Source organism: Cupriavidus sp. CP313 (assembly GCF_054072015.1).
In genome coordinates this window covers 1-18,615 of record NZ_JBSVZB010000066.1, presented here as the reverse complement: position 1 = coordinate 18,615, position 18,615 = coordinate 1, and the positions used below count along the sequence as shown (strand labels likewise).

At 64.0% G+C, this 18,615-nt stretch carries 14 protein-coding genes and 1 pseudogene; 1 reads left to right on the top strand and 14 read right to left on the bottom strand.

Annotated elements, in window-relative coordinates; translation table 11 throughout:
• Positions 1–128 precede the first annotated feature (128 nt).
• A pseudogene (locus tag ACW4E8_RS40425) lies at positions 129–901 on the bottom strand (IS630 family transposase); the annotation flags it as partial.
• 699 nt (positions 902–1,600) lie between these two features.
• Between ACW4E8_RS40425 and ACW4E8_RS40420 the strand changes: the two are divergent.
• Entirely contained in the window at positions 1,601–2,437 is an 837-nt protein-coding gene (locus tag ACW4E8_RS40420) for a DUF932 domain-containing protein (protein WP_456809597.1), read from the top strand.
• Between the two features lie 67 nt (positions 2,438–2,504).
• Here the strand turns inward: ACW4E8_RS40420 and ACW4E8_RS40415 are convergent, their stop codons facing one another.
• The 13 genes from ACW4E8_RS40415 to ACW4E8_RS40355 all read right to left on the bottom strand — a co-directional run.
• Positions 2,505–3,101, bottom strand: coding sequence for a hypothetical protein (locus tag ACW4E8_RS40415; protein ID WP_456809596.1), 597 nt, complete (start codon positions 3,099–3,101; stop codon positions 2,505–2,507).
• A gap of 562 nt (positions 3,102–3,663) precedes the next feature.
• Positions 3,664–4,401, bottom strand: coding sequence for a hypothetical protein (locus ACW4E8_RS40410; RefSeq protein WP_456809598.1), 738 nt, complete (start codon positions 4,399–4,401; stop codon positions 3,664–3,666).
• Positions 4,402–4,517: 116 nt separating this feature from the next.
• On the bottom strand, positions 4,518–7,235 hold the full coding sequence (locus tag ACW4E8_RS40405) for an LPD7 domain-containing protein (protein ID WP_456809595.1): 2,718 nt from the start codon (positions 7,233–7,235) through the stop codon (positions 4,518–4,520).
• The gene (locus ACW4E8_RS40400) at positions 7,225–7,611 is read right to left on the bottom strand and encodes a plasmid mobilization protein (RefSeq protein WP_456809594.1); all 387 of its coding nucleotides are present in this window, start codon (positions 7,609–7,611) and stop codon (positions 7,225–7,227) included. The genes ACW4E8_RS40405 and ACW4E8_RS40400 overlap by 11 nt, the downstream gene beginning before the upstream one ends.
• 73 nt (positions 7,612–7,684) lie before the next feature.
• Entirely contained in the window at positions 7,685–8,053 is a 369-nt protein-coding gene (locus tag ACW4E8_RS40395; RefSeq protein WP_456809593.1) for a hypothetical protein, read from the bottom strand.
• A 99-nt stretch (positions 8,054–8,152) separates the two neighbouring features.
• Positions 8,153–8,869: a StbB family protein gene (gene stbB, locus ACW4E8_RS40390; RefSeq protein ID WP_456809592.1), complete on the bottom strand. Its 717-nt coding sequence runs from the start codon at positions 8,867–8,869 to the stop codon at positions 8,153–8,155.
• 28 nt (positions 8,870–8,897) lie between these two features.
• On the bottom strand, positions 8,898–11,741 hold the full coding sequence (locus ACW4E8_RS40385; RefSeq protein WP_456809591.1) for an LPD7 domain-containing protein: 2,844 nt from the start codon (positions 11,739–11,741) through the stop codon (positions 8,898–8,900).
• 39 nt (positions 11,742–11,780) lie between these two features.
• A complete protein-coding gene (locus ACW4E8_RS40380; protein ID WP_456809590.1) occupies positions 11,781–13,778 on the bottom strand; it encodes a type IV secretory system conjugative DNA transfer family protein in 1,998 nt (665 codons plus the stop codon).
• Entirely contained in the window at positions 13,775–14,899 is a 1,125-nt protein-coding gene (virB11, locus tag ACW4E8_RS40375; protein ID WP_456809589.1) for a P-type DNA transfer ATPase VirB11, read from the bottom strand. The genes ACW4E8_RS40380 and virB11 overlap by 4 nt, the downstream gene beginning before the upstream one ends.
• Entirely contained in the window at positions 14,883–16,166 is a 1,284-nt protein-coding gene (virB10, locus tag ACW4E8_RS40370; RefSeq protein WP_456809588.1) for a type IV secretion system protein VirB10, read from the bottom strand. Before virB10 ends, virB11 begins: the two co-directional genes overlap by 17 nt.
• Positions 16,159–16,977: a TrbG/VirB9 family P-type conjugative transfer protein gene (locus ACW4E8_RS40365; protein WP_456809587.1), complete on the bottom strand. Its 819-nt coding sequence runs from the start codon at positions 16,975–16,977 to the stop codon at positions 16,159–16,161. Before ACW4E8_RS40365 ends, virB10 begins: the two co-directional genes overlap by 8 nt.
• A 5-nt stretch (positions 16,978–16,982) precedes the next feature.
• The gene (locus ACW4E8_RS40360) at positions 16,983–17,828 is read right to left on the bottom strand and encodes a virB8 family protein (protein ID WP_456809586.1); all 846 of its coding nucleotides are present in this window, start codon (positions 17,826–17,828) and stop codon (positions 16,983–16,985) included.
• A 158-nt stretch (positions 17,829–17,986) separates the two neighbouring features.
• A partial coding sequence (locus ACW4E8_RS40355; protein ID WP_456809585.1) for a type IV secretion system protein occupies positions 17,987–18,615 on the bottom strand: 629 nt, incomplete at its 5' end.

Here is an 18,615-nt window from a genome sequence, read left to right as displayed (position 1 = left end):
CGCGTTCGGCCTCACTCAAAATCAGTTCCGCCTTCGGTCTCCCTCTCATCGCTGCCTCGCCCTGTGTGTGCCTTCAATGCAGAGTACAAGGCGATATCAATAATGCAATGAATTTCTGACTCAGGACACTAGTGTTGCGTCCCAGAAACAACTTTACATAGACGCTCGATTTTGGCGAGGATCGAATCTGCAGTAGCGGTCCAGGAAAAGGGACGTTTGTGAACGTTGTAGTGCTCGACGTAGTGTTGTAATTGCAGGACCAGTTGGCGCACGCTCTCAAACGAACCGCGGCGGATTGCCTGCTGCGTGATTAATCCGAACCAGCGCTCGACCTGATTGAGCCAACTCGAGTACGTCGGCGTGAAGTGCATGTGATAGCGCGGGCGTTTGGCCAGCCAGGCCTTGACCTTGGGATGCTTGTGAGAGGCGTAATTGTCCGCGAACATGTGGACGGCCAACGCTGCGGAACGGCCTTATCAATGTGGTTCAGAAACGAGATGAACTCTTGGTGCCGATGCCTTGCGCAATGATCTCGCCGGTGGCGGCGTTGAGTGCAGCGAATAGCGTAGTGGTGCCGTGACGAATGTAATCATGCGTGACGCCCTCTACGTATCCCAAGCCCATGGATAATACAGGCTGTGTGCGCTCGAGCGCCTGGTACTGGCTCTTCTCGTCCACGCACAAGACCAATACGTTCGTAGGCGGGCTGAGATACAAACCGACTATGTCGCGTACTTTCTCAATGAAGTATGGATCGCTCGACAGCTTGAAGCTCTTGGCGCGATGCGGATGCACACCAAACAGAGAGAAGTATCTCGCTACAGAGCTATTGGAAATGCCAGTATCCTCGGCGCGCCGAGCGCACGCTCCAATGTGTGGAGCCTCGCGGGGTGTCATGCAACACCTTGGTGCGGCAGGTCAATACATTTTGTCTAGGGCGTCTCCCTCCGCTGCGCTGCGGGCCGGGCTGCCGTGCTACGCATCGAGCCCCGCAGCGCGGGTCTCGTCCCATCCGGGCTTCCATCCTTCCCTCCTTTCGGTCGGCTGACGCCTCCACGCCGGCCGCACCGGCGTTGCGCGCTGCCGTTTGCCGGGGCTGCGCCCTGCCGGCTGCAGCCGGCGCCGTCGAGCCTGGTGGCTGGGCCACCAGGTGAGGGCGTCGGGCCTACGGCCCCGCGCCGTGGTGTCGCTGTCGGGGATAACCCGGTCGTCGCGCTCCATCCTTTGCCTCTCGGCCTAAGCGCGTTGCCTCTGCCCTCCGGGCCGCCTCTCTTCGACGCATAGCACTGACCAGGCCCAGCACAAGGGTCCGCTTCGCCACGTCCTCTCCCGTTCGGTGCTCGCCTGCGGCTGCGCTCCGCAGTGCGGCTTCTGGGCGTGCCCTTGCACTGGGCCCGGCCAGCGCTACCCATGCGCCGAGGCGGCTCCGAAGAGCAGATGCAACAGGCCGAAAGGCAAAGGACGAAACCATGAGCGCAACGACCATCCCCAACACCAACACCACCCACAACGCGGGCGTTCCTCCCGCACCCTCCGAGGCCCACCAAAGAGCAGGCATGACCCGCTAAGCAGGCGTCCCAACATTCCCAGGAGAATCAACATGCAACTCGCTTCCCGCTTTGCTCGCTTTTCCCCCTCGCTGCAGTCGGCTACGCCGCTGACCGATGACCAGATTCGTGCCGTGGCACCGTCGATCTTCAGCGAAGACAAGCACAACAGCCGCTCCGAGCGCTATAGCTACATCCCGACCATTTCCGTGCTGGCCGAGCTGCGTAAAGAAGGATTTCAGCCCTTCATGGTGTGCCAGACCCGCGTGCGTGACGAGGAGCGGCGCGAGCATACGAAGCACATGATCCGCTTGCGCCATGCTGGCCAGATCGAAGCGCGCGAGGCTAACGAGATCATCCTGATCAACTCGCATGATGGCACCAGCAGCTATCAAATGATGGCTGGGCTGTTCCGATTTGTCTGCAAAAATGGGCTGGTTTGCGGCAACACCGTGGCAGACATGCGCATCCCTCACAAGGGCGACATTGTGTCCCAGGTAGTGCAGGGCGCCTTTGACGTGCTCGATGGCTTCGACCTGGTGCGCGAGGTCAAGGAAGGCATGCAGGGCGTGACGCTGGACGCTGGCGAGCAACAAGCTTTCGCGCGCGCGGCGCTCGCCTTGCGCTACGACGAACGAGAAGACGGCACGCTCTCAGCGCCGGTGACGGAATCGCAGATTCTGACGCCGCGCCGCGCCGAAGATGTGGCCAGCGATTTGTGGACAACCTATAACCGAGCGCAGGAAAACATGGTCCGTGGCGGCTTGCGCGGCCGCAATGCAGCCGGCAAGCGCGTGTCCACCCGTCCGGTGCAGGGCATCGACCAGAGCGTCAAGCTCAATCGTGCGCTTTGGGTCTTGGCGGAGGAAATGCGCAAGCTCAAAGGCTGACCCGCTACTGCTACTCAATGCCCGGCCCGGCCGGGCATTGTGCTCCAGCTTGAGGCCCTCCCCATGGTCATTCGGCCTTGGGGAGAGGGTCATACGGATTTGGAAAATAAAGATCCTCTTGGGCTTTGCGTCTGGCTTGGCGTTGCGCAGGCGTCAGCGACTTAGCCTGTTCAGGTGTCAACTTCCCTGTCATCCAGTCGTCTGGGAGTGTTGGCGCGACGTAAAGCGGTCGTTGGTCGCGTTCGGCTGCAAGGGCGTGGCTTGGTTTTGCTGCCGGCGCGCGCGTCGCCTCCTGGCGGCCAGATCGCGGCGTAGCCGCCCCCTCTTCTAAAAGCTTGACGGGCTGCGCGTGATCCAACTGCGGGGTGACCGCGTTGCCTACGCGGCGGCTTTTTCTCTCGCGGTATAGCAGCTGGTCCAGCGCGCGAATCGGGATGTCGATCCCGTGCCTGGCCAGAGCATCGCGTATGGCATGTCGGCGCACTCCTGCGAACAACGCCGCCTCTACGTCGTCATACACCTCCCGAAAGCGAGCAGCGAGTGACCGGCCGGTGCTCGCAATGGCGAGCGATTGAAGCTCGCTGGTTAGTGCGACTTTGTCCATGGAAGCGCTGTCGTAGTCTTGATGTATTTCCATCGTAATCGAGTCGTACTGATGCCGCAATCTGAAGTACTCCTGCCGTATTTTTGGAGTGAATCGAAGGAAAGGCGCTGAAAGTTTGAGGTAGCTTTGATATAGGCGATAGCGCCGAGAGGCACGAGGGATATGTAAACGTAATTCGCTTCGCGCCTTTCGTTTCCATATCGTGCCCAAAGGGAAATCCCTTTGGATACCCTCGCTGGCAAGCCATCGGTCTTGCGCCTACGGCGCGCTGTTCGGCGATGGCGCCGATGCCCCTCCAGCCTGGCGGCAATGGCGCGCAGTGCCGTCGATCGGGTCGTCCAGCCGCCGAAGGCGGCGGCGTACTGATACATGTGCTGTGACTAAGAGCCGACACTTAACAGCGAAGGCAGCCGACATTTATCGGTGGCCAGCCTGGCGGAAAGCGCGCGCGCAGCACGCATCTGGCCACCCGTGGAGGCAGTGCCGGCAGCTGGTGGCCAGTGCCGCGCGAAAGAGCGGCCGCCGTTGTGCAATGGAGGCAAATGTGGGCGCACGGCGCCCGCAGGTGCGCATGGGCAGCGCTGCCGGCTGACGGAGCCGGTCGGAAGGGAATTGCGGGGAGCTAGGAGAGGGAACCGGGCGGGGGCAGTTCGGCCCTGGCCAGCGCGTAGGCGCGTTCTCTGCGCGCGTCGCCCCATTCCGGATGCTGCTCCCAAAGGACGGCAGCCCGCAGCTGTACTGCACGTTCGTATTCGAACTGCGCGGCCTCGCTGGCGTTCGGTGCGGCCGCGGCCGCCTGTCGCGCCGGGCCGACGCCAAGGCGACGCAGCCTGGTGGCCACGCCCGCCTGCAGCAGCTGGCCACGGGCGCGTTCTTTCTCGGCCTGGCGCCGGACTTTGGCGGCCTTAACGTCGCGACGTTGCGCGCGCAGCTGCGCCTTGGTGCGTTCGCGACGCAGCCACTTGCCCAGGCCGAAGGCGCCGAAGAGGGCCGCCGGCAGACGCTTGACGGCCGCCAGGCCGCGATACTGCCCGTTGTCGGTCTGCTGGCAGCGCTGCCAGACGCCAACCAGGCCGGCGCGCTGCAGGTCCGCCAGCGCGCGCTCGGCTCGGCGCAGGCCCAGGCCGGCTTGCTTAGCCAGGAAGCGCAAAGTCAGATTCAGGAAGTCGCCGCCGTGCTGCGGCACGCCGACGCGCAGGCTCACCAGGTCGACGTACTTGACCTGAGCGCTGAGCAAGCGAATGCAGGCCACGCGCCGCTCCGTGCGCTGCTGCCGGTGGCTGCCGTTGGCGGCGTTCAGGCTGGGGAGCGTACTGCCGGGGCCCTGCAGATAACGATCAAGGGCCTCGATCAGGGCCATCAGCACGCGCGGGATCCCGCCGGCGCCAAGCTTGGGCGGGAACGGGAGGGCAGTGTCGCCACCAGGTGGTGGCGGATGCGCAGCGAGAGAGGGGATCGTCGCGTCGATCACTAGCGCTATGGGGCGTCGGGATCGGGGGAAGGTGCTGCGCTGTCCGCGTCGCGCGAGACTGCAGGTGCGGCCGGAACGGATGGCGTCTTGGCCGGTGGTGCAGCCCGCCTGGCCAAGGCGTCGACGCGTGCGGCCACCAGCTCGATGCGACACGCGTCCATGGCGTCGTTGAGCGTCGGCTCTGAGAACCGCACGGCAAGCCCGGCTTCGGCGGCAATACGGGCTGCTTCGAGCTGGTACGCTGGTGAGCCAGCCAGTTCCAGGGTGCCGCCGAACTTGGCCTGTGCCAGGCGCAAGCCCAGCTCGATGGCAGCGCGATCGAGGGCCAGGACCTTCACCGCGGTGCCCTGGTCGCGCACAACGTCGCGGCCGTCGTGTCGGTAGGTCACATCGCCGTTGCTGGCGACGGCATAGGTAACGGCAGGCGCATGGAAGACGATGGCATTCGCTTCCGGCTCGATGCCGGAGATCCAGTTGCCATCCCGCTTGGCAGCAGCAGGGACGTACGTGCGCTGCAGCTCGGCCAGCGCCTGGCCGTCGCCCGCCTGAGCGCGCTCCTGCAGAAACTGAGCGAAGGTCTGGGGCCTGTACCGGCTGGCCAGCGCTGCGCGCTCGGCCCGGCTGGCGGTCGTCGCGTCGTGCAGCGCCTGCAGGCGCTTCATCCTGGCCACGGACAGCGCAGCACGACGGCCAGAGCCTGACAGGCTGGGATCGGCCTTAATCCGGTCCCGCGTGGCGGCAAACTCCGACAGGATAGCGGCGCGCCTGGTGCGCTGCGCGTCCAGAAGACCCTTGGAGGTATCACTCCGTGCATGGGCGCGCACAAGGCGCGCGGCCATGTATTCGCCCCACAGGGCGGGCTGCGGCAGCGCCCTGGGGGCCAGCACCTTGGCTCTTCCGGCCTGGCGGCCATGGGCGTCGCGCAGGATCTGTGCGGCGTCTCGCCAAGGTAGCTTCAGCTCCTTGGTCAGGAAGTCGGCCACGTTGTAGCTGCGCTTGCCGCAGCGGATCCGGTCGGCGCCATCACGGCCCTTCCAGATCGAATATTTATCCGGCAGCACGCCGTGGCTGTGCGATAGCTCAGCCAGCAGCCGTCGCGCGTCAAGTGAGCGCCGCATCGCCACCAGGTCGGGATCCGCGCTGGCCAGCTGCTGCGCCTTGGCTTCCCGGGCGTCGCGCATGAGCTGGGAGATGACCGAATCGGCGACCCGGCCAGTCGGCCGCAATGGGGCCACCGAAGGCGCTACCCCTCCTGGTTCGCGATCGCCAGGCCGTCGCAGTGCGTCAGCGGATTCGGCTCCTCCGTGCTCCAGCTGATGAGGTGCATGATCCGGCAAAAGCACCGCACCTGGTTGGGCGACACGTGCCACAGGGCAGCCGGACAGAGTTGGCACACTGTTGAGGGTCGGGGTCGACGCGAGGGATCGAGTTGCCCCAGGACCGAGGCTGGGATGCTGGCCGCCGCCAGCAAGCTCGCGGCCGAAGCGCGCGGCGTCGGGGACGCCGGCGGATCGCCCAGTCCGATCGGGCTTTCCAGCGTATCGGGGTGCGGGGGCTGGTCCGTCGGCGCGTCCGCCTGGACCAGACTTGAATGCATATACGCGTCCCATTCGCCGAAGACGTCGCTCGCGTTCGGCGAACTCTCGGGCGGCTGATCCTGACTCATCGTAAAGCTCCTTGTGTTTGGCGTAGAAGCTGCGCTCCAGGGCCGCCAGCGTGCGCTCGCGGTCCTGAGGTGAAGCCTCCTGATAGGCGTCATACGCCCGCTTGTTACCGCTGTTGAGATACTTGATCTCGCGTGCCCGGGTGGCGTGCCACTCGGCCAGCAGCGTCGGGATCTCGGGTGCGGCCTCGCGGGCAGCGCCGCTGTCCTCGTAGACTGGTTTGATGTCGGCGCCGAGCTGGCGCAGCTTGTCCGCCGTGCTGGCCTCGACGAAGGCGCGCGAGAACACGAAGTCTTTCAGGTTGACACCCTTGTCGGCGCCAAGCGCCTTGACGTTCAGATAGGCATCCTCCCGGCCGACATTGCGCGTGCGTACCTGGCCGTGCTCGGCCAGCATGGCCATGAAATCGTCGTAACGCTCGATCTTGCGGTCGAGCACGGCATCGAGGATCTGCTCTTTGAGCGCACGATGGTGCACGGTGAACAGGTCGCCCTTGTAGCGGCCGATCATCTCGGATCCATCCGTCAGCGCCACGCGACGATTGTCCTTTGGACTGGCGAGGCCATACTTGGCATTCAGGTGCTCCTGAATGGCATCGATATAGGGGATGTTAGAGATGACGTACCCCAGCGGCTCAGAGCTACCACCGGAGATGAGGTTCATCTTCGGCAGCACCATGTGAATGTGCGGCTTGCGCTCGACCAGCAAGCCAGTCTTCTGGTCGACATAGCTCTTGACCTTGGGCAAGTGGGCCTCGGCATACACCACGTACTCATCGGGTCGATAGGCGGAAAAGACAAATGCTTCGAACTCCTCCGCCACCGCCCGCATGGTTCCGATATCCACCTCGTCTTCCTTGAAGCTGAGGGTGACGGTGACGTACCGGGAAACGTTCGGCTCCGCGTCGATCGACTGGATCACCGCGTCCGCGAAATCCAGATCGCCGAGCAGAACGACTCGCTCGTCCAGCTCGTCGCGCGATTGATCACGCCCCTTCTTCTGGCCATGCTCCAGGTAGGCTTTAACGCCATCGTGGCGGCGATCGATCCTAATCAACACGATTGAGCTGGGCCTTGAATTCGAGGATGAGTACTTCAATCGCGTACAGAATGGACTGCCACAGCGCTTCGTTCATCTTGCCGGCGAGCCTCGCGCTGTTTGCTGCGTGTGCCAGCTGATTGAGGTTTTTGCCTGCCTTGTGGAATTGGAATAGCACCTGCCTTACGTCAGCTTGCGAACGCGAGCGCGCCACGATCGTTGTGCGGTTGGCCAGTACGCATTCCCGTAAGAACTCGCCCTGTGTCAGGCCCGAGGCCTTCACCTTCGCCAAGAACTCAGCGCGCGCCTGCCCGGACAGGCGCACGCTGATGGGCTTGTCCAGGGCGATGTCGCCGCGCGGCTTGCGGCCGCGTTTCCTTATAAGCTGCTCGGTCATCACTCTCTCAGCGTCAAGCATGCAACGCACGCCGTTGCACTGCGTCCCAGGGCCTACAAGTACGTTGTATGGCTCAATGCAACATCACCCAGATGCCGGCAAGCGTTGTCAGCACCGAGACAAGCGCCGTAGCTAGCGCCACTGCCGCCAGTACGGCAATTTGGCGCGAGTCTTTGGGGGGCGCATCTTCTCGTTGCCTGACCAGACTGGCGATCTGCGCGGATAAGTCCGCCGATTCTTCGCGGAATGCGGCCCGCGACTGCGCGGTGGCCTGCAGGGCAAGGTTGGCCATCAATTGCTCTCGTGTGCTGGCCAGCTCCACCGACCAGCGCCGCATATCCTGCACCGCGCCGGCGACCTTGGTGTCCGCGTCGCTCCAGATGGCGAGCGCGTCTTTCACTGACTTGTGCAGCCCGTGCACGTCGCCGAGGATCTCCGCCATCAAGCCATCCCTCAGCTCAGCGGACAGGCCGTTTGCGTTGCTCGGCGCGCTAGAGGGAACCGGCGCCTCTGTTGTGGATACCGCATCGACAGACATCGCTCACCCCATCAGCGCTGCGAAGGCGACGTCCATTTCCCGCGTGATACCAGTGGCAAGACGGCGCAACGAGAGCAGCTTTGCCAGGCGTGCTTTTTCCGCCGGGCTGCCGGCCTCGGCGATCATCGCCTTGTAATCGGTGGTGTCGGAATAGATATCGGCGATGGAGCGCTTGAGTTCGGCCGACAGGCTGTAGATATCGCTTTCATAAAGCGCCGCTGCAGGATTCAGCGTAAACGCTCCGCTTCGCGCGTGAAATTTGAACAGCGGTTCGAATACCTTCTCCAGCGTCGTACCCGCGGAGCGCTCGAGCATGTTGAAGAACAATCGGATCTTCTCAGGCGGCACACCGATATCCTGCAAGGCGGCAATGGTCGCCTGCGTGTCGCGTTGCTGCTTGGTCGCCGGTACCGTTGGGACAACGATCAAGTCATAGTCGTCGTGCGAGCCATCGAACTGGCTCATGCGGTTGATGAATTCCTCAATGTTCGAGGCGCCAACATCCACCACTGTCGCAGCGCCGGCCAATAGCCGTTCCTGCACCGCAGCGTATTCCCTGCCTCGAAACGCCTCTTCCCCGGTGGCCGCGCGCTCATCCGCGTTGACAGTCTCCACGGCAATGAATTGGGCATCCGGGATACGCGGCAGTAGCAGCTGACGGGCCACCGTGCTCTTGCCGACGTTACCGGAGAAATTGATCACGGCAATCTTGCTTCTCATCATGTCTTCCTTTCTGGCTAGGTTCGTATTACCGCGCGTGCTGGGGCTCGGGTTTCGCGTGCTGGGGTGGCGTCCGTTCGGGCTGCGGGGCAACGGGGGCCGCCGGCGCGAAAGGCTCCATTGAAGGTCGGGGTGCTTGCTCAAGCCTGGTGGCAATCGCCGCCTGCAGGGCGGGCGCGGTGACTTCCCCACGGGCAGCCAAATCCGTCTCGGCTTCGCGCCCGACAGCGACCAGTAGCGGTAGGCGATCCAGCGCGGTCTGCTGCGCGGCTTCGGGGACGCCACTGGCCACCATCGCCACCTTCAGAGACTCACGCAACTGGTCCAGACCAATCGGTGGCACCGGAGCCGGCTCGGGCGTCCGCTCTCGCGCCGGTGCTTCTGCCGTCACCGTGTTTTCCGGTGGCGCCGGCGCCCGTTCCTGGCCAGCGGAGATACGCAGGGTGTCGCGCTCACGCCGTGCTACTTCGAGCGTGGCCAGATCGCGCTCGTTTGGCGCAAAGCCCTTGGTCTCAAGGCCCGCCAGACCGGCCTCGATCCAGGCATTGCGCCGGAAATCCTCCGTGCCCGTCAAACTCACCGTGCTCCAGCCCTTGGCTTGCGCCACGGCGACCATGTCTGCCGCGATTGTGCGGTCGTCGGAGCCGGTGGCCAGCCGCGGCCCCTTGTCCTCGAAATGCGGGTCCGTGTGCTGCGTCTTGGACGGATCCCCGCCGGCTGCCAGCCAGAATTTCCCTTCCTGCACCACGTAGCGCGACGCCACGCCGGCCGGTACGTCGTAGCCCGTCTTGGTCAGCACCATCTTGGCCTTGCCACCCTGCCTGCTTGCGGGTGCGCGTGACACGTTCCCGCCGGCGACAACGGATGCGGCGGCGCCCGGCGCCGGGCTAGGCGCGGTAGGGGTCACTAGTACCGACGCCGGCGCCACAGGCTTGAAGGTAAACACCTTGGATAGCGCGGCTCGCCAAGGGCCGACATTGGGGGCGTCCGGCGCATTCTTTGCGGCCTGGCTCGCGGGTGCCGGCGGTGCCGGCATTTCCACGTCGACCTGTGCCACGCCCTCGATGCTGTTTTCCACCCTGACCGTCGCTGGCGCGAGCGTGGGAACAATGGTGGCCGGTTCCACACTGCCAGTGGCTTGCGTATCGCCCTCGATAGGGACTAACGTCAACTGGTCCCCCGTGTCAGTAGTGCCGCGGGCCGGCGCCAGCTGATCGGCTGCCTGGTCGGGTCTGGCCTGCATGGCCACCTCAGGCACATCGGTAGCAGGCGAGTCTTCCGCCGGCGTCGCGTCGGCCGGAGCTGGCTCCGCCCCCTTCTGCTGGGCTGCAAAGGCCCGCTCGTGTTCATAGGCACGCTGCAGTTGCTCGTGCGCGAACGGATTCGGTGCCTCGGGGCTGTCGTGCAGCGCCAGCGCGCGCGCTGCACTCATTGCCGCCATCTGGTGGGGCTCAAGCATGCGATCGGCGGCCCGTGCTGCCGGGTCGTCGCCTTCGATATCCACGTCACGCACCTGCATGGCGGCCTCGATGACTGCAATGGCTTGCTCGCGCTCTTGCGCCGCCAGGCCGGCATCCTGGCCCGACGCGGCGCTGGTGATGCGCCGGTCGATGCGCTCCAGCTCGGCGGCCAGCTGGCCGCGCTCGATGGGCTGGTCAGTCGTGTCGGCCGATTCCGGCTGGCTTGCGTTCGGTGCATCCATATTGGGTCCTTTTGGAGTGGTTTCGGCGACAGCCGGGCGATGTCTTTGCTGATGACGGGTGATCCAGGCCCCGACCTGGCGACGCACCTGCTCGGCCATGCCGGCGGCGCCGACGGCGCTCTTGGTGGCCAGGTCGTTGAAATCGGTGAAGTCCTTCGAGTCCGGGCTTTGCTCGCCCGGTGCGAACTTGGGGAAGATGACCAGGCCGCCAACGGCAGCGCCCGCCGCCTCTGCATACTTGCGGCCCGGGTTGATGCCGATCTCGGCCTTGGTGGCCAAGTCGTCGTCGCCTGCGACGACGATCGGCCTGTCGGGAAAGGCTTCGCGCAGTGCCCGTGCCACGGGCAACAGGTTGCCGGAGTTGAAGGTGGCCACGGTCGGATAGCCCAGCGCACCCGACAGGCTGGCCATCGTGGCGTAACCCTCGCCAATGACCAGCGCCGGCGCGCTGGCGAGATTCGCCAGTCCCCCGACGACGTGGAAGCAGCCCTCAATGCGGCCGTCCGCGGCAAAGCGCTTGGTGCCGTCCTCGGCGATCGTCTGCAGCGTCCACACCTTGCCGGTGACGTCGTACGCCGGCACGTAGGTTGTGCGGCCGTCCCGATCAGTCAGCACCCCCTGGTTGATTGGCACCCCCTTGCTGACCAGGTACGGCGTGGGCTGCGCAGGCAGAATCAGCCGGGACAGACGCCGGGCCACGCGCTCGGCGGTTACCTCGTGTGTCTCTGCATTCGCCTGTGCGGCCTCGCGCTTACGCTCGACCTCCTCCCGTGAAATGCCGGGTGCCGCCGACTCGTGCGTCTGGCGCTTGGCCTTCCACCGCATCTCCAGGCCGCTGCGGTTGTTCTTGATGTAGCCCGCCGGCGGGTTGTCCAGGTGGCCGACATAGAAGCCGGACTTCTCCGTCCCCTTGTCCCCAACCGTCGCAATCCGGTGCTTCTGCCCGTCCATGATCGGGTGCTCGCCATCCACGACGCAGTCCATCGTGCGCAAGGCATCGGCGAACTGCACCTCCGGCGAAAGCCCCGGGGCATCTATCGCAGCGCCGTTATCCGGGAACCATCGGCGCAACTTCTCTGGGTCTGCGTTCGGGCCGACAGACCAACGCTTGCCGTCCCATTTCGCGCCGAGCTTGCGGGCGATCTGCCGCTCCCCATAGGGCACGTCCAAGTATTGCCTGGCCGATCGTGTCTTTGCCATGGATCCTCCTTATGCGGCAGTTGCCACCGGCGCGGTAGCCACATCGTTCTGCGCCGGCACGTCGTCGGCCGCCACCATCTGATTGGTGAGGGCGATATTGATGCCGGTGGCCTGCAGAACAAAGGCGCTGACGTCCGCCCGGATGGCCTCTGCGAGTGCCTGCGAGATATCGCTTTTGTCGACCACGGCAGCGCCTGGCTTTGCTGCAGCACCGCGCAAGTTGGCGACACGTCGCATCCACGCCAGCGGGTCATTGATCGGCACGTCCTTTGTGCATAGCTCGCCGGAGAACAGCGCGGCCTTGAAGTCGTCTTCGCTGGGCGACACCAATGCCTGCAGCGTGGGGCTGATCGCCTTCAGCTTGTCGATGAAAAACGCATCGTTGTAGAAGTACGCCTTCTTGGCCAGGACAGGCTTGCCCAGACCGACGATGATCTCTTCGTCCTGAGGCATCTCCTTCAATTCCTGCGCCATCATCAGCGCGCGCTTCTGATCCGAGACGTTCTCGCTGCTGGATGAGGACTTGCCACGGCTGCGGCCCGTCGATTTGGCTTTGACGGTGAAATAGCCCAGCGACTTCTCCAATGCCGCGGCCTCCTCATCTTCGCGCGGCGGGTAGACGAGCTTCAGGCCGTGGTTGGTCACCAGGGTGCGTGTGCCATGCTTCCCATACAGGGCATCTGGCTCCAGCTGCGCCACCGATTGGATGATCGTGAGCAAGCGGACGTTGTAGCCGGCGATGTACGCATTGGCCTTGTCAATGATGTTGATGCGCCCGACCGACGTGAATTCGTCGCAGATCAGCAGGCACTGGTATTTGAGGGTCGGATCCTGCGCGGGCAACACGGTGGTGTTCTCCTCGATCAACTGCGAGAAGAACAGGTTCACCAGCAAAGGCGCCGTTTCCAGGCGATTCGCGGGGATGCCGATGTAGATCGACATACGTTCACGGCGCACATTGCCAATCTTGAAATCACAGTCACTGGTGGCGGCATCGACCAGCGGGTTGCTGAAAAGTCGCATCCCCGCGTTGAAGGTGGCCACCACATTTCCAAGCACGTCGGCGCTGCCAGATGCCACGCGACGCAGGGCATTCTGGCAATACGGGGCGAGTAGGCCGGTGAGTGCCTTGTCCTCGATCAGGCTCTTCAGGTGCGCACGGGTGTCGCCGTCGCCGGTGCCCAAGCGCAGCACTTCGCCGAAGGAGCAGCGGCCCTGTGTGGCGATCAGGTAGAGCGCCAGCCCCTGGAAAAGATCTCGGGCCTGTTCGTCCCAGAAGCGCTGCTTCGGATCCGTGCCTGGGAACAGCTTGATCCCGATCGCCTGCACATCGTCCACGCACAGGTGCGGGGCGTTCTCGGCCCTGGCGGCAATGCGAGCGAATGGATTCCAGCGGTGTGTGCGACCGGATTCGTCAAACGGTGCCCAGAGGAACACCTTCTGCCCGCACAGCTGCCGGTAGCGCGACGTATAACCGTAGTTTTCCAGCTTCAGGTCCATCACCACCACCGAACCCGGATAAGTCAGCAGGTTCGGGATGACGATGGCCACTCCTTTGCCTGAGCGAGTCGGCGCCGCCAGCATCACGAACTGCTGGCCCCAGTAAAGCAGGTATTGTTTCCCAACCATGCCCACGATGATCGGCGCTTCCTTGCCCTTGTGGGCGAGCAGGCCCATCTTGCGAATCTCGTGCGCTTTGGCCCATCGCGCACTGCCGTGCAGTTCGCGGTCCTTCTTGGAGAACAGCGCAATGCAGCCCAGCACGATCGGCGCCACGGGAATCACGGCCGCCACCGCGCTCGAGGCCGCCAAGGCACGCTTCACCTCTGGGATGGAGCCATAGGCGATCCAATAGTCGTGCAGGGTGAAGATGCCAACTGCCGAAGCGGGCAGGTGCTGCAGCTGGGCGAACACGGTAGCGCCGGCGTACTGGCCAGCCACTGCCAGGCCGCCCAGGACGCCAGCGCCCACCACACCGCCGGCCACGATCTTGATGCGCTTTTTCATGCCAGCCCCCGCTGCAGCTTCCACTTCTCAACCGGGTCGTAGTACAGCTGCGTCAGGCGTTTTCTTTCCAGGAAGAGCACGACGTCCACGGTCATCTTGACCTCGCGCAGGAGGTAGTTCCAATCGAGTGTCTGGCCGACCGCGCTTTGCTTGATGAGCGTCGCGATGCGTGAGAATGCAGAGATGCAGTCGTTCGCGTGTACGGTGGTCATACCGCCCTGATGCCCGGTGTTGAGCAGGGTCAGGTAATCCCACGTCTCGTCGCCGCGCAGCTCCGCCAGGTACACGCGGTCGAACTTCATCCGCAACGTGGACTTGACGACTTCTTTTGCCGGCAGAGTGTCGCCATAGAACAGATGGACCCGGTTCCAGTGGTGGGGCAGCGGCAGCTCATGCGTGTCCTCGATGGTGGCCACGCGCAGATCACGCGGCACCATGTCGGCAAGCATCTTCATGAGCGTCGTCTTGCCCGACCCGGTACCGCCCACCAGCACAATGTTGAGCTTGTGTTCGATGGCCAATTCAAAAAAGCGCTTCAGATCGCGCTGCGCCTTGGCGGCCAGCATTTCGTGCACGAAACTAGCGAGCGTGACGTTAGCCGGCACGCTTGTGTGCGTGGCTACATCCCTCGCGTCCTGCAACTGGACCTGGCTAACGAGGGTCGATACGGACTCCGCGCGGCTTGCCATGTCATGGAAGCCGTCAAGCAAGCCGCTGCGCGAGTAATCCTCCCAGCCCAAGCGCACGGGGTTGGGCAGACGGATGGTCAGTGAGACCGTATTCGGCTCGCAAGCCGGCGGCACGGCCAGTTGGCCGCGCTGGCCGTCGGGGAAGCGCACCGGCTTGATCGGATCAGCCGGCGAGATATGTGTCTTGTTGAAGATGGCCAGCGCGTTGGCCAGCTTGCGGCACATGTCCAGCGTGCAAGCCGGCGCATCATGTCGCTGCCAGCCGGTTGAGCTTTCGGTCGCAATTTCGCCAGGCCGATTGATTGCAATTTCGGTGATCCCCGGCGTCTCCATGAAATGCGCCAGGCCGCTGGCCCTGAGCAGGCTGCGCACCGTCACGCTCTGGTCGTAATCCACGACGACGCTATTGGACGAGTTACTGGACGAGTTCATAGGTCTGGCTGAAGTCGACATCACGGGCCACGAAGATGTTGATCTGCGAGCCCTGGTTGCTGTACGCCGTCGGCGGGATGCTGATCGAATTGCGCAGCGTCTCGGTGGTGAGCGACTGGGTCGACGATGCCGTGCTCGAGAACGAAATCTGACTATCGCCACTGCCCACGGACTTGCTGCTCAGCGCACTACCGAAGTCGCTGACTAGGCTCACCAGCAATGCACCGCCAAAGCGTTGCCAGAAGTGGGTATCGACATACGCCTCATGGCCGCTGGCGCCAAGCGCATCGGCACCCGGGGAGTTCAGGGCGACTGAGCCACCATCGGACAAGTCGATGCGCGACCAGAGCACGAAGATGCGCGCCTGGCCCTGCAACAGGGCGCTGCGCTGCTCGCCCGTGACCTCGCTGCCGGCGCGCAGCAACAAGGTCTTGCCGTTGGCCGAATAGACATCCTTCGAAACGATGCAAGAGGTCATGCCCGGGTAGGTGGTGACAATCTTCGTCCGCGTGCCGCATGGGATGGTGGTGCCCCGCTTGAGCAAGTAGTCCAGGTTTGGCAACCGGTTCGGTACCACGGAAGCCAGCGTCGACGGCGTGAGACGGTCTTCCAGGCTGCCGGCAGTACGCACCCCGCCCTGGCCACCGGCCGAACTGCCGTTCAGCTGCGCCGGTGATGCCGGCGCAGCCGGCGCTGTCGTTGCACCGGCCTGGCGGCCATTGCTGGTCGCCAGGCCGGTAGACACATAGACCTCACCAGCCAGGCGCCGCTCGGCCGGTGTCTCCACGCGCGGACCGGACGCAGCAGTCACCTGTGTACTAGGTCGCGTGCCGCCTTGCATGCCACCATCTGGACCATTCCCATTTGCAGGAGCGATGGCCGGCGTGCCTGCCATGCCAACGGCCGGCGCACCCGATGGCGGGGGCAGCTTTGCCGCCACGGCCGCAGCAGCCGCGGCCTTCTCTTGCTCTGCCAAACGCTTGTCCGTGCCGAAGTCGTGGCCCGAATCGGTTGACCGTGCCTTGGGCGCGTTCCGGGCATCGAGGCGCTTCTGATCTTGCTCCTTGGTCCACGTATCGACAAAGCGCGCCACACTGAAAGCTGCAACCGCGAGGCACAGCACCGCGATCGCCACAATCCACAGCGTCTTGACGTTCGTCTTCTTGCGCATGGGCGTCAGTTGGGGCGTACCGCGATCCCCTTGCCCGTCGCCGGCGGGCGCGGTGGCCAAACCGAGAGCCCAGTCGTTCTCGTTGCGATTACTCACGTTCGACTCCCTTCAGTACGCGCACGGCGCCGGGCACCGGGGTACCGGCGGTGTTGTATTGACCATCCGGCGTATAGCCGTCATTGCGGATGCCCAGCACGGCCTGGCCCAGGCGCAGCACCAGTTGCGCCGCGGTCTCGTGCACTACCACGGTGTCGCCATCCATGTGGGTGTTGGTCAACGCTTCACTGCCATCCGGCTGCAGGCGGAAGACCACCGGCAGATCCCGACTGGTGGCATAGCGCAGATAGGTGAAACGGCCGTCGTCCCACATCGCCGTGGGCGCCAGTGCCGCGTCGCCGCGCATCATGTAGTTCTGGTTGCGGCGCGTGCTGACGTCGCCTGCAGCGGCCCTCGCCTGCGCGGCCAGCGACGCACGCTTTTGGGCATCGCCCGCAAGGCGAGCCCGCGTGTCGGGATAGTCAAACGACAGCGACCAGGTGGCGGCGGTCCCCTTCGGCGCTGTGGCCAGCTGGAAGGTATAGCGCCGGCGATTCGTCACCACCAGCAGGTTCGTATCTGGGTCCACTACCGTCGGCTTCAGGAGGATCCAGTTGCCACCGGCGCCCACTTTCCACGCCTTGGCGTCGCCCAAGCCCACGCTGTTGTCCTGGATGGCCTCGCCTTCCTCGAACTGAATCATCGTGGCGTTGCCAGGCCGGGTCTGGATCAGGTAGACCTCGTTGGCGTCGTAGTAGCCGCAGCGCACGCGCTCGTCGGTACCGCAAGGATTCGGGCGCTGCAGCGCATGCACGGGCGCTGTCGCCGCCGCAGTGCCCAGCGCCAGCGCCAGGAGGACGGATTTGCTCACGGCGGTCATTGCGCACCTCCCATCGAGCTGGTGGGTGCCGTGGCGCCGGCCTGTGCCGGCGATACATCCGCCGACCGGCTCCAGTCGCGGTCAACCGTGTAGCTGGTGACCTTGAAGCCGGTGGGATTGATCTCCAGCTCGCTGCCCTTCTCCGGCAGGTTGTCGTGGCGATAGGCGATGGTGGCTACCCAAAACTGCGGGGGCTTGCGTGCTGCGCCGGCAGTCAGCGGAATAATCTCCTTGGAAAAGAAGACCTGGGCCGTCGAGCCCACGAACGTAATCACGCCGACGCGCGCGATGATGCGCACCTGGTCCTTGAGCACCTTCTGCGGCGCGTTCGGCAGGCTGAAGAACCTGATGTACTGGTCGCGCTCCTTGTCCGCACTCATCAGCTTGACCGCATCGAACATCGACTGAATGTTCTCCCAGTCGTAGCTCTCACGCATCTCCAGGTAGCGGCGCAGATCCGCCCGGTTCGCTTTTTCGCCGAAGCTTACGCGCCCGTCGGCCACCACGTTGAGCACATCGACCTGCCCCGTGACCGTGTTGTGCCGCAGAATCGCCGGGGGATTCGGCCGCTTGAACATCACAAGGGCCGTGGCGCTCAAGATGGCAACCATGCCGATGGCGACACACGCGCCGCCAAGACGCCAGGCGATGCGGCTCTCGCGCCTGGCGCTCTCGAGCTTCGATTTCTCGAACTGCAGCGCCTGATCCATGTACCACTTGGCCATGTTGAAGCCAGCGGCGTCCGCACCGGCCTCTTTACCAGCTTTAGCCGCCGCCGGTGCATGGTCAGCAAGGGCCGGCGCACCGGCAGTCGCGGCCTTGCGTGTGAAGAGTCGGAGCATCACTGAGCCCCTCCGGAGTTGAGTTTGGCCTGGTTGACCGGCACCCAATCGCCAGTCGGTTGAGGTGGTTTCGGTGCGGTACAGGCGGCCAGAGCCAGCACCAGCACGAGTGCTAGAGCAAGAGATTTCATGATTGGATTAACTCCGAGTGATTCGCGCTAGGTCGGGCTTATGCCGCCGCCGCCACCACCACCCTTTCCTTTGAAGGCATTGGCAAGCTTCCCTGCCATATTGGCGGCGGTGGAGATCTTTCCGGTCATGGTGGAGATGCCCACCCCACCAGCCAACGCCGAAGCCAGTCCGGGGAGATTCAGTGAGACCACAATGAACACCAACCCCATTGCGCCGAGGACGTATGCGTCCACGATGCCCATGACATAGCCCTCGTCTTTCCGGAGGATCGACGTGGCAAATTGGACTTCAATTGCGGCCGCGGCGGCGAAGAGCGCGGTGAGGAACGCGTAGTTCAGACACTGTGCCGTCCATGTCTCGAAAAACTTTCGGGTTGCTGGAAACAGCGCGGCAGCGATAAACAAGGGGCCGAGTGCGAGAAGCAGCCCGAGAGAAAACTTCGCCAGGATGGCGTATGCGGCTGAGATCCCCAGAAACGGAATTCCGGTAAGGATCAGCACGAGGACAATCGGTATAGCTACACCGAGAGCCTTCAGGGCTTCAGCGATTCCGTTCGCTTCGAAGGGCCTTGTTGCATAAATCAGGTTTGAAGACAAAGGTCCCGCTGTGAGCTCGAAATCATGCGATGCGGACGGAATGAGGGCGGGCGAGCGCC

Coding starts and splice junctions, on each gene's coding strand:
- ACW4E8_RS40410 (WP_456809598.1), bottom strand. CDS start 4,401: ATGGCCCTGATCGAGGCCCTTGATCGTTATCTGCAGGGCCCCGGCAGT.
- ACW4E8_RS40420 (WP_456809597.1), top strand. CDS start 1,601: ATGCAACTCGCTTCCCGCTTTGCTCGCTTTTCCCCCTCGCTGCAGTCG.
- ACW4E8_RS40395 (WP_456809593.1), bottom strand. CDS start 8,053: ATGGCGGAGATCCTCGGCGACGTGCACGGGCTGCACAAGTCAGTGAAA.
- stbB (WP_456809592.1), bottom strand. CDS start 8,869: ATGAGAAGCAAGATTGCCGTGATCAATTTCTCCGGTAACGTCGGCAAG.
- ACW4E8_RS40380 (WP_456809590.1), bottom strand. CDS start 13,778: ATGAAAAAGCGCATCAAGATCGTGGCCGGCGGTGTGGTGGGCGCTGGC.
- ACW4E8_RS40400 (WP_456809594.1), bottom strand. CDS start 7,611: ATGACCGAGCAGCTTATAAGGAAACGCGGCCGCAAGCCGCGCGGCGAC.
- virB11 (WP_456809589.1), bottom strand. CDS start 14,899: ATGAACTCGTCCAGTAACTCGTCCAATAGCGTCGTCGTGGATTACGAC.
- ACW4E8_RS40360 (WP_456809586.1), bottom strand. CDS start 17,828: ATGCTCCGACTCTTCACACGCAAGGCCGCGACTGCCGGTGCGCCGGCC.